At 65.6% G+C, this 14,108-nt stretch carries 14 protein-coding genes; 9 read left to right on the top strand and 5 right to left on the bottom strand.

The genetic code is table 11. The features are described 5' to 3' along the window. Positions 1-30: 30 nt before the first annotated feature. From gmhB to RMET_RS02230, 5 genes are all read left to right on the top strand, one after another. Complete coding sequence (gmhB, locus tag RMET_RS02255; RefSeq protein ID WP_011515319.1) at positions 31-612, top strand: D-glycero-beta-D-manno-heptose 1,7-bisphosphate 7-phosphatase; 582 nt, start codon at positions 31-33, stop codon at positions 610-612. A 29-nt stretch (positions 613-641) separates the two neighbouring features. After that, positions 642-1,403: a lysophospholipid acyltransferase family protein gene (locus RMET_RS02250; protein ID WP_011515318.1), complete on the top strand. Its 762-nt coding sequence runs from the start codon at positions 642-644 to the stop codon at positions 1,401-1,403. Further along, positions 1,400-2,278 (top strand): M48 family metallopeptidase, encoded by an 879-nt coding sequence (locus RMET_RS02245; protein ID WP_011515317.1) that lies wholly within the window; start codon positions 1,400-1,402, stop codon positions 2,276-2,278. Before RMET_RS02250 ends, RMET_RS02245 begins: the two co-directional genes overlap by 4 nt. Positions 2,279-2,585: 307 nt before the next feature. Further along, the gene (gene gloA / locus RMET_RS02235; protein ID WP_008644047.1) at positions 2,586-2,993 is read left to right on the top strand and encodes a lactoylglutathione lyase; all 408 of its coding nucleotides are present in this window, start codon (positions 2,586-2,588) and stop codon (positions 2,991-2,993) included. A 6-nt stretch (positions 2,994-2,999) separates the two neighbouring features. Then, complete coding sequence (locus tag RMET_RS02230) at positions 3,000-3,905, top strand: DMT family transporter (RefSeq protein ID WP_011515315.1); 906 nt, start codon at positions 3,000-3,002, stop codon at positions 3,903-3,905. 65 nt (positions 3,906-3,970) lie between these two features. Here RMET_RS02230 and trpS read toward each other — a convergent pair whose 3' ends face one another. Genes trpS through RMET_RS02205 form a run of 5 tightly spaced genes read right to left on the bottom strand, consistent with a single transcriptional unit; the run spans position 3,971 to position 10,940 of the window. Beyond that, on the bottom strand, positions 3,971-4,999 hold the full coding sequence (gene trpS / locus RMET_RS02225; protein ID WP_011515314.1) for a tryptophan--tRNA ligase: 1,029 nt from the start codon (positions 4,997-4,999) through the stop codon (positions 3,971-3,973). Positions 5,000-5,041: 42 nt separating this feature from the next. Continuing rightward, positions 5,042-5,878: a 16S rRNA (adenine(1518)-N(6)/adenine(1519)-N(6))-dimethyltransferase RsmA gene (rsmA, locus tag RMET_RS02220; protein WP_011515313.1), complete on the bottom strand. Its 837-nt coding sequence runs from the start codon at positions 5,876-5,878 to the stop codon at positions 5,042-5,044. Between the two features lie 3 nt (positions 5,879-5,881). Further along, a complete protein-coding gene (gene pdxA / locus RMET_RS02215; protein ID WP_011515312.1) occupies positions 5,882-6,958 on the bottom strand; it encodes a 4-hydroxythreonine-4-phosphate dehydrogenase PdxA in 1,077 nt (358 codons plus the stop codon). Positions 6,959-6,974: 16 nt separating this feature from the next. Beyond that, positions 6,975-8,456 (bottom strand): peptidylprolyl isomerase, encoded by a 1,482-nt coding sequence (locus RMET_RS02210; RefSeq protein WP_011515311.1) that lies wholly within the window; start codon positions 8,454-8,456, stop codon positions 6,975-6,977. Between the two features lie 9 nt (positions 8,457-8,465). Next, positions 8,466-10,940 carry an LPS-assembly protein LptD gene (locus RMET_RS02205; RefSeq protein ID WP_011515310.1) on the bottom strand — a complete coding sequence of 825 codons (2,475 nt, stop codon included), beginning with the start codon at positions 10,938-10,940 and terminating at the stop codon, positions 8,466-8,468. A gap of 182 nt (positions 10,941-11,122) precedes the next feature. Between RMET_RS02205 and RMET_RS02200 the strand changes: the two genes are divergently transcribed. The 4 genes from RMET_RS02200 to murU are packed head-to-tail and all read left to right on the top strand — an operon-like array spanning position 11,123 to position 14,002. Next, complete coding sequence (locus tag RMET_RS02200) at positions 11,123-12,169, top strand: aminoglycoside phosphotransferase family protein (RefSeq protein WP_011515309.1); 1,047 nt, start codon at positions 11,123-11,125, stop codon at positions 12,167-12,169. Positions 12,170-12,180: 11 nt separating this feature from the next. Next, a complete protein-coding gene (locus tag RMET_RS02195; RefSeq protein ID WP_011515308.1) occupies positions 12,181-12,978 on the top strand; it encodes an AzlC family ABC transporter permease in 798 nt (265 codons plus the stop codon). Beyond that, entirely contained in the window at positions 12,975-13,298 is a 324-nt protein-coding gene (locus RMET_RS02190; RefSeq protein ID WP_011515307.1) for an AzlD domain-containing protein, read from the top strand. The genes RMET_RS02195 and RMET_RS02190 overlap by 4 nt, the downstream gene beginning before the upstream one ends. Next, complete coding sequence (murU, locus tag RMET_RS02185) at positions 13,295-14,002, top strand: N-acetylmuramate alpha-1-phosphate uridylyltransferase MurU (RefSeq protein ID WP_029308416.1); 708 nt, start codon at positions 13,295-13,297, stop codon at positions 14,000-14,002. The genes RMET_RS02190 and murU overlap by 4 nt, the downstream gene beginning before the upstream one ends. Positions 14,003-14,108: the final 106 nt, after the last annotated feature.

The following is a 14,108-nucleotide window of genomic DNA, read 5'->3' as shown; positions in this document are numbered from 1 at the left end:
CTCATACGCTGCATCACCGGAACGCGCGCCATGCCACAGTCCCAGTTGAAGTTCGTCATCCTGGATCGCGACGGAGTCATCAACCGCGACAGCGACCAGTTCATCAAGACACCCGACGAATGGATACCCATCGAGGGTAGCCTTGAAGCCATCGCCATGCTGAACCAGGCCGGCTACCGCGTAGTGGTGGCCAGCAACCAGTCGGGCATCGGCCGCGGCCTGTTCGAGATGAGCGCGCTCAACGCGATGCACGAGAAGATGTACAAGGCGCTGGCCAACCTCGGTGGCCGCGTCGAAGCCATCTTCTTCTGCCCGCACACGGCAGCCGACAACTGCGACTGCCGCAAACCCAAATCCGGCCTGTACGAGCAGATTGGCGAGCGGTTCGGCATCGAATTGCGCACCGTGCCCACGGTGGGAGATTCGCTGCGCGACCTTCAGGCGGGCGTGGCGGTTGGCTGCATCCCGCATCTGGTTCGTACTGGCAAGGGCATGAAAACGCTGGAAAAAGGCGGCCTGCCCGATGGCACGCGCGTGCATGACGACCTGGCAGCGTTTGCGCGCTGGCTGATCGACGATGCGGCGCCCAAGCCGCAACCAACCGCGCCCTGATATCCGTCCCCGATTACCGCCCCCGATCGATGACTTTCCTCCGTTCCCTGCTGTTCTCGCTGTACCTCCTGGCACTCACGCCCCCCTATGCGTGCCTTTGCTTCATCGTGTTTCCGTTCATGAATGCGGAGAACCGCTTCCGCTTCGTGCGCGGCTGGACAAGGCTCGTGATCTGGGCGGGCCGCCTGATCTGCGGCATCCACTATCGCATCGAGGGCATGGAGCAGGCGCAGTCGATGCTCGACAAGCACGTGGTGCTGCTGTCCAAGCACCAGTCCGCATGGGAAACCGTGGCCTATGTGGCCCTGATGCCCAAGCCGCTGTGTTTCGTCTTCAAGCGCGAGTTGCTGCTAGTACCGTTCTTCGGCTGGGCCCTGGGGATGCTGAAGATGGTCCATATCAATCGCAAGGACGGCCCGCGCGCGTTCGCGTCGGCCGCCCGCCAGGGCCGCGACCGCCTGGCAGAAGGCGCCTGGATCATCATGTTCCCGGAGGGCACGCGCACCGCCTCGGGCCTGGAGAAGCCGCGCTACAAGAGCGGCGGCGCCCGTCTGGCGGTGGAAACCGGCGCATGGGTTATCCCGATGGCTGTCAATTCGGGACGACTCTGGCCCCGCAACTCCTTCCTGAAATATCCGGGCATGATTACGATTTCGATCGGCGCCCCGATTGCGTCGGCCAACAAGACCGCAGACATGCTGAATCAGGAAGTCGAAGCGTGGATCGAGGCAGAGATGCGCCGCATCGATCCGGACAGCTATCGCCGCGCAGGAAACCAGGCCACCGCATGAAGCTGCTGCGCCCTGCTCCCGAGACACCCGGCGCGCAGCTCGAGCTGCCGCTGGCGGAGGCATTGCCGCCCGTCACGCCGGAGCAGCAGGACCTGTCGCCGACATCCGCGCCGCAAACACCCGAAACCGCGTCGCCCTGGCCCCCGGCCCTGCCCAACGGCCGGCGGCTGCAGGTGGGCGAACGTACGGTGCACTACGCCCTCAAGCGCTCGTCGCGGCGCACCATCGGCTTCACCGTGGACGATCGCGGCCTGTCGATCACCGCCCCCCGCTGGGTGACCCTGGCCGACGTCGAAGCAGCCATCCTCGAGAAGCAGCGCTGGATCTTCAACAAGCTGGGCGAATGGCGCCATCGCGAAGCACGCCGCATCCTGCCGACGGTGCAATGGCGCGACGGCGCGTCGCTACCGTTCCTGGGCCAGCCGATCACCCTGCAACTCGAATCGCCGGCCGGCGTGCTGATGTTCAATGCGGAATTGCGCATGCTGCATCTGGCCCTGCCCGCGCACGCCGACGAGCAGCAGATCAAGGACCGTGTGCAGGGCTGGATGCAGAACCAGGCGCGCCGCCTGCTGGCGGAGCGGCTGGACATCTATGCCGCGAAACTGGGCGTGCGTCATACCGGCTTCGCCCTGACCTCGGCAGCCACGCGCTGGGGAAGCTGCACGGCCGACGGCAAGATCCGGCTGAACTGGCGCCTCATGCATTTCCCGCTGTCAATGATCGACTACGTGGCCGCCCACGAGCTGGCGCATCTCAAGGAGATGAACCACGGACCGCGTTTCTGGGAAACAGTGGAATCGATCTTCCCCGAGTTCCGCGACGCCCGCGCCCAGCTTCGCGCTCATCCACCGGAACTGTTGCCGACGTTCTGACGTTCTGACGTTCTGACGTTCTGACGTTCTGACGTTCTGACGTTCTGACGTTCCGGCGTTCAGACGCTCCGACGCCCTCGTCGCTCACCGCGCATACCGTGCGCCCAGGCGCCCTCGACGGATACGTTCCACTCCTGGCTGTAATCGCCGGCCTCCGGCGACTGGTCGCCCCGCACGCTGTTGTCGAACCACGCATACCGAAACCGGATATCGGCATAGGGACCGACATTGACGGCCGCCGACGCGTTCCGCGGCATGGGAATAGAATGGCGAACTCTGTCTTTACAGTTTTGCAAAAGAGACCCCCATGCGACTCCTCCACACCATGCTGCGCGTTGGCGACTACCAGCGTTCGATCGACTTCTACACGCGCGTGCTGGGCATGACGCTGCTGCGCGAAAGCGACAATCCCGAATACAAGTACCGCCTGGCCTTCGTCGGATACGGCCCCGAAACCGAGACCGCCGTCATCGAACTGACCTACAACTACGGCGTCGACAAGTACGATCTTGGTACCGCCTATGGCCATATCGCCCTGGAAGTACCCAGCGCGGCCGAAGCCTGTGAGCGCATCCGGTCGGCCGGCGGCAAGGTCACCCGCGAAGCCGGTCCGGTCAAGGGCGGCACCACGGTGATCGCGTTCGTAGAGGACCCGGACGGCTACAAGATCGAACTGATCGAGCGTCACTCGACGCGCGACGCTGCCCGCCCGTAACGCGCAATGAGCGCGCAAGCAATGACGCGGCGCCCGCTGGACGGCACGGCCATCGGGTTGATGGTGCTGCTGTGCGCCGCCTGGGGGCTCCAGCAGGTGATCATCAAGGTCACCGCGCCGCTGATGGGCGCCGTGCTGCAGGCGGGCGTGCGATCCGCCATCGCGGCGCTGCTGGTGTTCGGCTTCGCGGCCTGGCGTGGCACGCCGCTCTGGGAACGCGATGGCACATTGCGCGCGGGACTGGTAGCGGGACTGCTGTTCGGGGCCGAGTTCTTCTGCATCTTCGTTGGACTCGGCCACACCACCGCATCCCGCATGGCGGTGTTTCTCTATACAGCCCCGATCTTCACCGCACTCGGCCTGCACCTGTTCGTGCCGGGCGAGCATCTGCACCGGGGCCAGTGGCTCGGCGTGGTTCTCGCGTTCTGCGGCATTGCGCTGGCCTTCGCCGACGGCATTGCCTCGCCTTCCACGCAAGGCAGCACGGTGATTGGCGATGTCCTGGGCATGGTGGCCGGTGCCCTGTGGGCGGCGACAACCGTCGTCGTGCGCGGCAGCAAGCTGTCTGGTGCCCCTGCCAGCAAGACGCTGCTCTACCAGTTGGGCGTGTCGGCGGTGATGCTGCTGTTGATGGCGCTGGCGGCAGGCCAGGCGCATACGGTGGAAATCACAGGCTTCGTCGTGGCCAGCCTGTTCTACCAGTCGGTGCTGATCGCGTTCGCGAGCTACCTGATCTGGTTCTGGCTTCTGCGCCAGTATCTGGCGTCACGGCTATCGGTCTTCTCGTTCCTGACGCCGCTGTTCGGCGTGGCATTCGGCGTGCTGCTCATGCACGACCACGTCGGCGTGCGGTTCGCCTTGGCGGCGGTGATGGTGCTGGGGGGGATTGTGCTGGTGAATCGACGGGCGTAGTGAACGCCGTCGGTTTGTCGCCCTCTCCCGCGTAGCGGGCAAGGGCGACAACGATCAGTGCCGAATCACTGCGGGAACGAGAACATCCCCAGCGCGCCGCGCACTTCGTCCAGCGTCTGCTGGGTGATTTCGCGGGCTTCGGCGGTGCCCTTCTTCAGGATATCGAACACATAGCCCGGGTCCTGGGCAAGCTGCTCGCGGCGTTCGCGGATCGGGCGCAGCATTTCCTGCAGGACGCCTTCCACGCGGCGCTTCAGCACCATGTCGCCCAGTCCGCCACGACGGTAGTGCTCCTTGAGCGCTTCCACCTCAGCCGGATTCGGATCGAATGCGTCGAGGTACGTGAACACGACATTGCCTTCCACCTGGCCCGGATCGGACACCTTGAGGTGGTTCGGATCGGTGTACATCTTGTGCACGGCTTCGCGAATCTGGTCCGGCGACGCGCCGAGCGGAATCGCGTTGCCCTGCGACTTGCTCATCTTCGCCTTGCCATCCACGCCCGGCAGACGGCCATGCTTCGGGATAAGCGCGGCGGCTTCGGGCAGCACCTCGCGGCCCACCTGATTGTTGACCCGACGCACGATCTCGTTGGTCTGCTCGATCAGCGGTGCCTGGTCTTCGCCCACGGGCACCAGCACGGCCTTGAAGCCGGTGATGTCGGCGGCCTGCGAAGCCGGGTAGCACAGGAAACCAGCCGGGATGTCGCGGCCGAAGCCACGCGCCTGGATTTCCTCCTTGATCGTCGGGTTGCGCTCCAGGCGCGATACCGTGACGAAGTTCAGATACATCAGCGTCAGTTCCGCCAGCGCCGGCAGGTGCGACTGCACCGAGATCGTGGTCTTGGCCGGATCGATGCCCACGGCGAGGTAGTCGAGCGCGACTTCGAGCACGTTGCGGCGCACCTTGTCGGGGTCATGGGCGTTATCGGTCATCGCCTGGGTATCGGCCAGCAGCACGTACTGCTTGTGCGTCTCCTGCAGGGTGACGCGGCTCTTCAGGGAGCCGACGAAATGGCCAAGGTGAAGCGGGCCGGTAGGACGGTCGCCAGTCAGGATGACGGGACGCTTATCAGGGTTGGTCTGGTCAGTCATGGGCGTCGCAAGGACTTCAGGGTATTCAGGATAAAAAGGGGCTCAGGCCACGCGGGCGGGCGGCTCCGCGCCACCGACGATTCGCGCGAGCTCGACATACTCGGCAACGGGCACTTCCTCGGCGCGGCGGGTCAGATCGAAGCCTAGCGCGTCGAAATCAACCTGGTCGCGGAGGAACGACAGCGTATTGCGCAGCACCTTGCGGCGCTGCGAGAACGCGGCGGTCACCACGTCGCCCAACACGCCCGCATCGCACGCGGCATACGGCGACCGCAGCGTGCCATCCTCGGCGCGTGGCCACGGAATCATGCGCACCACGGCGGAATCGACCTTCGGCGGCGGATTGAACGACGCGGGCGGCACATCGAGCACGTGCTCCATGTGGTAGCGAACCTGCAGCATGATCGACAGGCGGCCATACGATTTGCTGCCGGGGTCGGCCACCATGCGCTCGACCACTTCCTTCTGCAGCATGAAATGCTGGTCGCGCACGTCATCGGCGAAATCCACCAGATGGAACAGCAGCGGGCTGGAAATGTTGTACGGCAGGTTACCGACGATGCGCAGCGCGCGGCCGGGCTCGCGCAGCTTGCCAAAATCGAACGCCAGCGCATCGCCGGCGTGGACCACGAGGCGGTCGCCGTAGCGCCGACGCAACCGCTCCACGAGATCCCGGTCGAGCTCGACCACCTGCATGCCTGGCAGCCGCTCCAGCAGCGGATCGGTCAGCGCGCCGAGGCCCGGACCGATCTCGACCACGATGTCGTTCGGCTGCGGGTCAATCGCGCTGACGATGCCGTGAATGATGCCGTCGTCGACGAGGAAGTTCTGTCCGAACCGTTTGCGGGCCACATGGCCCTGGTGCACGTTTGAACGCATAAGTCAGTGCTGGCCGTTGGAGATGCCGTTATCGGCGCGCCCATTGCTGTGGCGCCCGCTGGCATGTCCGGCCATGGTAATGGCACAGCGGATGGCTTCGATCATGCTGCCGTGCTCGGCGCGGCCAGTGCCGGCCAGGTCGAGCGCGGTCCCATGGTCCACCGATGTGCGGATGAAGGGTAGCCCCAGCGTGATATTCACGCCGTGTCCAAAGGTGCCGTACTTGAGGGGTGCCAGGCCCTGGTCATGGTACATCGCCAGCACGCAGTCGGCATCACGCAGATGGCGCGGCTGGAACAGCGTGTCGGCGGGATACGGGCCGCGCGCGTCGATATCGGCATCGCGCGCCTGCTCGAGCGCGGGAGAAATCACGTCGATTTCCTCGCGCCCCATATGACCGGACTCCCCCGCGTGCGGGTTCAGTCCCGTTACCAGGATGCGTGGACGCGCGATGCCGAAATTCCGGCGCAGGTCGGCATCGACAATCGCCAGCGTCTCGACCAACATCGGAATGTTCAGCGCGTCGGGCACCGCGCGCAGCGGCAGATGCGTGGTGGCCAGCGCCACGCGCAGCATGGCGTTGTCATGCGCCGGCTGCGGGCCGGCCAGCATCATTACCACACGCGGCACGCCGGCGCATTCGGCCAAATATTCGGTATGCCCGGAAAACGGCACGCCAGCATCATTGATCGTGCTCTTCTGCACCGGCGCGGTAATCATGGCCGCATAGCGGCCCGTCCGCAGGCCATCGACGGCGGCATCCAGCAGCGCCAGCACGTAGTGGCCATTGCGGGCATCGAGCCGCCCCGGTTCGCAGTGCACGCCCAGCGCGATGTCTTCTACGATCACGTCGCCGTCGGCAATCCGACGTGCCCACGCATGGGCCACGCCGAGCGCCTCGGCACGCTGATCGAGCAGACGCGCATCGCCGATCACATGGAAGCGGACCGCCCCCCCATGGCCGACGTTGCCGCCGTGATTGGCGGCGAACTGCAGCAGGGCACCGATCGTGATATCGGGACCGATGCCGGCCGGTTCTCCGGTCGTGATCGCTAGGTCGAGTGGCGCGGGGTCGGGCATGGTTCGGGCCAGCGCATCAGCGCTGGCGGTTGATCCGGTATTCGACATACGCCGCGCTGCGGAGCTGGCGCACCCAGTCATCATAGGCGGCGCGCAGCTTCTGCTCGCGAACTTCGGCACGTGCGAAGTCACGCTGCTTCTCGGGCGACACTTCGGTCTCGCGGCGATTTTCCACCTGGATCAGGTGCACACCGAACTGCGTGACTACCGGGTCGGAGATCTCGCCCGGGCGCAGGCGGTTCATGGCCTGCTCGAACTCGGGCACTAGTTCGCCCGGCGACACCCAGCCGAGTTCGCCGCCTTGCGACGCCGAGCCGTCCTGCGAGTAGCGACGCGCGGCATCGGCGAAATCTACGCCGTGCGTGATCCGGTCGCGGATCGTCGCCATCTGACGCTTGGCTTCGGCCTCGGGCATGTTCGGGCCGGTGCGGATCAGGATATGGCGCACCTGCGTCTGCGCGATGCGGTCGCTCGCTGCCGGCTGCGCGGCGGCCGTGCGCTTGGACACAAGCTTGACCACGTGGAAACCATTGGCCGATTCCAGAACCTCGGGCACCACCGCGCCCGGCTGCAGGTCGACCACGGCATTGGCGAACACGGCAGGCAGCCGGCCAATCTCGCGGAAACCCAGCGAGCCGCCTTGCGAGGCTTCCGGCGCCTCGGAGTTGGCCTTGGCCAGTTCGGCAAAGTCCGCCCCGCCCTGCACCTGCTTCAGCAGGCCTTCCGCTTTCGTCTTGAGCTGGGCCTTCTGTGCATCGGACGCATCTTCGGGCACGCGCACGAGGATCTGCGCCACATTGAACTCAGTCGGGCCCGAGGCTGCCGCCTGGCCACCATTACGCGCAGCCAGATAGTTGTCGATCTCGCCGTCGTAGACCTGCACCTTCGAGTCCACCTCGCGTTCGCGCAGGCGGATCACCTGGACCTGCTTGCGCAGTTCGTCGCGGTACTTGGTCCACGACATGCCGCTGGCTTCCACGCGGCTGCGCAACTCCGTCGCAGACATCTTGTTCTGTTGCGCCACCGATTCGATCGCCCGATCGACTTCCTGATCGGTCACCTTGATCCCGGCTTCCTGCGCGGCCTGCGTCTGCACGCGCTCCATCACGAGGCGTTCCAGCACTTCGCCTAGCAAGTCAGGCCGCGGTGGCACCTCACGCTTGGCGGCGCGAAGCTGGCTTTCGATCTCGTCGGCGCGGTCAAGCAGTTCCCGGCGCGTGATCACGCTGTTGTTGACGACAGCCACCACCTCGTCCACCAACTGCGAGCGCGGCTGGGACGAAGGCTGCGGCACGCCCATCATCGGCTGGCTCGGCGCCACGGTGCTGCCCTGGCTGGCCGATTGGCTGCCCTGCTGCGTGAAGATGCCCTGCGTACGCGTGCCGGGCGCGCGCAGTTGCGCAGCTGCCGGCGCGGCCAGCGTCACGAGCACGGCCGACAGCAGCAGCTGCTGCCAGGGGTTCAGGCGGGACAACAGGGAGAAGGCTTGACGTTTCATCTTGGTCCGTCATTCATAGTGATCGTACGGGGTTGTCGGCACCGGCCGTGCCGTCACGGGCTCGTAGCCCGGCACGTTCAGGCGCAACATGTCCAGCGGGTTGGAGCCGATCTTCGACAGCCCACGGAACTCCACCTGGAAGAAAACCCGCCCGGTGTAACCGTTCGAGGTATTGCGGAAACGCTGGTACACGAACCGGCCGACCCAGCAGTCGGCGGCATACTCGAAACCGGCCAGCGCATCCACGAGCTGGTTGGCCGACTTGTCGAACGCCACGCGGCCGATACCGTAAGTGCGTTGCGTGATCGGCCACTGTCCCGACATTTCGATCTGGTCGATCGCGGTATTGTCTGTCACCGAGGTCGGGCGACGGTAGCGATAGCCAAAATTGATGAGCTTGCGCGATTCCGGGCGGTACGCGAGTGCCACGTTCGAGTAGTTGACCTTGTCCTGGTCCGGATTCCACTGGATGCCGGCATCGAGATAGTAGCCACGGAACAGCTGGATCGTGGTGGCTGCCAGCAGGTCCGAGTAGCTCGGCTTGGCATCCGGCAGCGTGCCGTTGAGCTGGACACGCTGGCCCGTGAAGTCGACGCGCTGCGCAATCGTGCCACGGAAACGTTCGACACCGGTCTCCGATTCGATCAGGCGCGTGGTCAGGCCCAGCGTCAGCTTGTTATTGTCGGCGATGCGGTCGTTACCGGTAAACGGGTTCTCGGTAAAGATCTGGCCGTAGCCGAAGTCCGACTGCACTGTATCGAACAGCGGGAACTGACTCTGGTCGTAGAACGGCGTGTAGACGTAGAACAGGCGCGGCTCGAGTGTCTGGGTGTACTTCACGCCAAACAGCTTGCTCACACCCGGCGCGTCACGCTCGAACGTCATGCCCGAATCGAGGCTCACGGTCGGAATGGCGCGATTGAGCGTATTCGACGCGCCAGTGGTGTTGGTGCCGGCATCCATGTTGTACTGCGCCGCGTTGAAGATGAACTTCGGCGTCACGTACCAGCCCGGGTGGATGATCGGGTAACTGATCGTCGGCTGGATGAATGCGCGATTGCCCTCGGGCTGCTGGAAGCCGGTACTGGTCAGCGGGATGCGGAACCGCGTGTAGTCAGTTTCGAGCGAAATATCGAAACCGTGGAAATCATAGCGGTTGTACTTCGCGTTCAACTGCGGCTCGCGCTCGTAGGACGGCTCGCTGGGCAACAGCGTCTGGAACTTCTGCACCCGTGCCATGAACACCCAGTCCTGCCACGCATAGATCACGCCACCTTCCTGCGTGTACTGACGCAGAGTCGACTGCGATACGGAACGCGTCAGGTCGTCGGGATACTTGTCATCCGAAACCTTGCTGACGTTCACATAGGCCGTCATACCAGGAATGATGCTCTGGTAGTGCTGGATCGAGTAGGCCCAACGGTTGCGGCCCGCCTTCTTGTCGTCGGGCAGGAACTCGCCGCGGATACGTCCGCTGTAGCCGTCGCCCACATACCGGAAATCCTCGCCAAGCTGCACGCCGCGCGACGTCAGGATACGCGGGTAGATCGTCAGATCGCGGTTTGGCGCCAGGTTGAAGTAGTAGGGCACCGTCAGGTCGGCACCCGAGTTCGACCCATAGCCGAACAACGGCGGCAGCACGCCGCTACGACGCTCGCCATTGAGCGGAAAACTGAACGCCGGCGCGCCGGCAATCGGCACGCCAAAGAAATTAAGCACACCGCCATAGGCCGTGCCGACCTGACGATCGCTGTCCAGGTCGAGCTTTCTGGCGCTGAAGTACCAGTCCGCGTTATCGGGCGAACAGGTCGTGTAGGTCGCCTTCTTCAGCGTGCTGCGGTCCGGATCCAGGAAATCGACGCGCTCGGCGCTGCCGGAGCCGCCAGTCTGCTGGAAGTAGTAGTCCGGGGACAGCATGTAGCCTTCATTGGCCTGCACGCGCATCCGTGCTTCCGGGCCCACGGCCAGCGTGCCGCTCTTGGAAAGCCGCACGTTGCCAGTGGCATGTGCTTCGTCGGTGTCCTGGTCGTAGGTGAGCCTGTCGCCCTTGATCACGCCACCGTCGCGGCGCAGTTCGGCGTGCCCTTCCATCTCCACGCCCTTCTCGCTGTAGCCCGTTACGCGATCGCCCGACACATAGGCCGGGGCGTTCGGATTCGAGGGCGTAGATGACGGCGAGAGGTTTAGCGTGTTGCCACTGGGGGCGGTCCGCGTGGCGGGCTCGGTCAGGCGCGGCACGAGATCGCCGCCTTCAGCCGGCGGCGGCGGCGCCTCCGGGGTCTGAGTGACCACCGGCTCGACAAGGTCGATGTTCGGAATGGCGGACGTCGCGCCGTACTGCGCATGGGCACTCACCGTCAGCCCGGCCATGGCGAGCACGAGCGGCCGCAGCGCGCTGGCGGGCAGGCGGACGCGCCGGGACGTGCCCGGAGGCGCTGGCGGTCGGGTGGCCGGATGATGCGGTGATCGTCGTTGTTCGGTCATGCAAACGGTGGTCGGTCAGCTCGGCGGGCCGGCGCTTCGAAGGGGCTGCAAAGTTTGCCCCTGCTTCAACGCCAGCCCATTGCCAGAGCGGGCTGCGGGGCGACAAAGGCCCCTCCCGGAGGCCACCCGGCGCCCGGGTCTGGTCGGGTATTATACGGGGCATCGTATTCTCCCTTTCAGGCATGTCTGCACTTCTTCACGCCCCGGGCCAGGACCCGCGCATCGAACAACTCAAAACGTGGGTAGCCAGACTCGGTGCGGCATGGTCGATCGACCCGGATTCCTGCGCCCCCGCGTCGGCCGACGCGAGCTTTCGCCGCTACTTCCGCGTGCGGACCGGCCACCCTGCACACCCCACCGCGATCGTGATGGACGCGCCACCCTCGCATGAGGATTGCCGCCCGTTCATCCATGTGGCAAAGCTGTTCGGCGATGCCGGCGTGACGGTGCCCACGGTGCTGGCCCAGGATCTCGATCAGGGGTTCCTGCTGCTGGCCGATCTGGGTAGCCAGACGTACCTGTCGCGCCTGGACGACACCTCGGCGCACAATCTCTATACCGATGCGGCCGCCGCGCTGGTCAAGATCCAGGCCGCCACCCGCCCAGGCGAACTGCCGGCGTACGACCGCGCGCTGCTGCAGCGCGAACTGGACCTGTTCCCGCAGTGGTACATCGCCAAGCACCTCGGCGTGACGCTCGACGACCGTCAGCAGGCCGACCTGCGTGAGGTGTTCGAGACCATCCTGACCAACAACCTGGCGCAGCCGCAGGTCTACGTGCATCGCGACTACCATTCGCGCAACCTGATGGTGCTGCCCGAAGCCGGCAACCCCGGTGTCCTGGACTTCCAGGATGCGGTGATCGGCCCGATCACCTACGACGCCGTGTCGCTCTGGCGCGACGCTTATATCGAATGGGAAGAAGAGCAGCAGCTCGACTGGCTGATCCGCTACTGGGAACGCGCCCGCAAGACCGGGCTGCCCGTGGCGGCCGATTTCGGCGAGTTCTATCGCGACTTCGAATGGATGGGCCTGCAACGTCACCTCAAGGTGCTCGGCATCTTCGCGCGCCTGTATCACCGTGACGGCAAGGACGGCTATCTGGCCAACCTGCCGCTCGTGCTCCGATACACCCGCAACGTGGCAGGCCGGTATAGCGAGATGCGCAAGCTCGTGCGCCTGCTCGATGCGATCGAAGGCACCGAGCGGCCCACCGGCTTCACGTTCTAGGCGGATGCAACGTGGAGGTCCCGTCCGACACCCCTGACACCCCCCTGGCCCCCGAGGCCATCACCCGCAGCGGCGAGTGGTGGGCTGGCGCCCGCGCGCTGGCGCCGATGCTGCTCGGCGTGATGCCGTTCGGCCTGATCTACGGCGTGCTGGCAGTCAATGCCGGCATGCCGGCCTGGCTGGCCTGCGCGATGAGCGCGATCGTCTTCGGCGGGGCATCGCAGATGATCCTGACGCAACTCTGGGCAGCCGGCACGCCGGCGCTGGTGGTTGCGTTCACGGTGGCGATGGTCAATCTGCGACACGCGCTCTATTCCGCGACGATTGCCGCATCCCTGGCGCCGCTGCCACGCCGCTGGAAGGCGCTGATTGCCTATCTGCTGACCGACGAGGCGTTCGCGGCCATGACCCGCCGTCTGGGAGACACCGGCCCCCGCGCGCGCTACCGGCACTGGTTCTACTTTGGCGCGGGCTTTGCGCTCTGGGCGAGCTGGCAGGTCTCCACGCTGGCCGGCGTGCTGGTTGGCGCGCAGGTGCCGCGTGACTGGCCGCTCGATTTCTTCCTGCCGCTGACCTTCATCGGGATCATCGTCCCGAACCTGAAGCACCGCTCGCAGACCGCCGCTGCGCTGGTGGCCTCGGTACTGGCCGTAGCGTGCTTCGCCATGCCGCACAAGCTCGGCATCATGGTGGCGGCGCTGGGCGGCATTGCCGCAGGCATGTTGCTGCGCGGGCGCGACCGGGACGGTACCGGGCGGCGCTCGTCGGACGCATCGGGCCGCACCGATGGCAAGGAGCACGCAGCATGAGCCAGATGACCCTGCTGTGGGTATTCATCGGCGCGGGACTGGCCACGTTCCTGATCCGGCTGTCATTCATCGCCGTCGAGGGCCGCGTGCGCCTTCCGGCATGGTTTCGCACGGCGCTGCAGTTCGTGCCGGCGGCCATGCTGTCGGCCCTGATCGCGCCGGACCTGCTGATGCGCGACGGCGCCGTGTTCGTCAGCCCGCACAATGCACGCCTGATCGCCGGCGTGGTGGCCATCGTCATCGCCGCGCGCACGCGCAGCGTTGGCTGGACCATCGCCGGAGGCATGGCCGCCCTGATTGCCCTGGAGGCCCTGATTTGAAAGCGATGATCTTCGCCGCCGGCCGCGGCGATCGTATGCGACCGTTGACCGATGCCTGCCCAAAGCCGTTGCTGGCCGTGGGGGGCAAGCCGCTGATCGTGTGGCAGGTCGAGGCGCTGGTGCGCGCTGGCCTCACCGATATCGTCATCAATCACGCCTGGCTCGGCGAGCAGCTCGAGTCGGCACTGGGCGATGGCTCGCAATTCGGCGCGCGCATCCATTGGTCGGCCGAAGGCACGGCGCTGGAAACGGCCGGCGGCATCGCCCACGCGCTGCCCCTGCTGACCGGCAAGACCGACGCCGACGACGTGTTCCTGGCCGTATCGGGCGACATCTTCTGCGACTTCGACTACCGCACCCTGTTGCCACGCGCCCGCGCCATGGCCATGGCCCCGCGACCGCACATGCATCTGGTGATGGTGCCGAACCCGCCCTTCCATCCGCGCGGCGATTTCGTGCTGGATACGGCCGGGCTGCTGCGGATGCCCAGCGCCGACGCCCACGCGCTGACGTTCGGCAATATCGGCCTGTACGACACCCGCCTGTTCCGCGAAATCGAACGCGGAGCGAAGGTGGCGATGTCGCCCTACTATCGGGAGTCCATCGCCGCAGGCCTGGCCACGGGCGAGCGCTTCGACGGCCGCTGGGAAAACGTTGGCACTCCTGCGCAACTGGCGGCGCTTGATCGCTCGCTGCGGGCATAGCGGCGCGTTCCCGAACGTTACCAAAGCCCCGGACGCGCCCACTTTTGCGCCGCATCGTGCGCACGCGCGGCCCGCTTTCCCCGCCGACGGGTTTAGAATCGGGGCA

It is taken from the genome of Cupriavidus metallidurans CH34, assembly GCF_000196015.1.
Lineage (GTDB): Bacteria > Pseudomonadota > Gammaproteobacteria > Burkholderiales > Burkholderiaceae > Cupriavidus > Cupriavidus metallidurans.
This window is presented reverse-complemented; position numbering and strand designations above follow the sequence as displayed.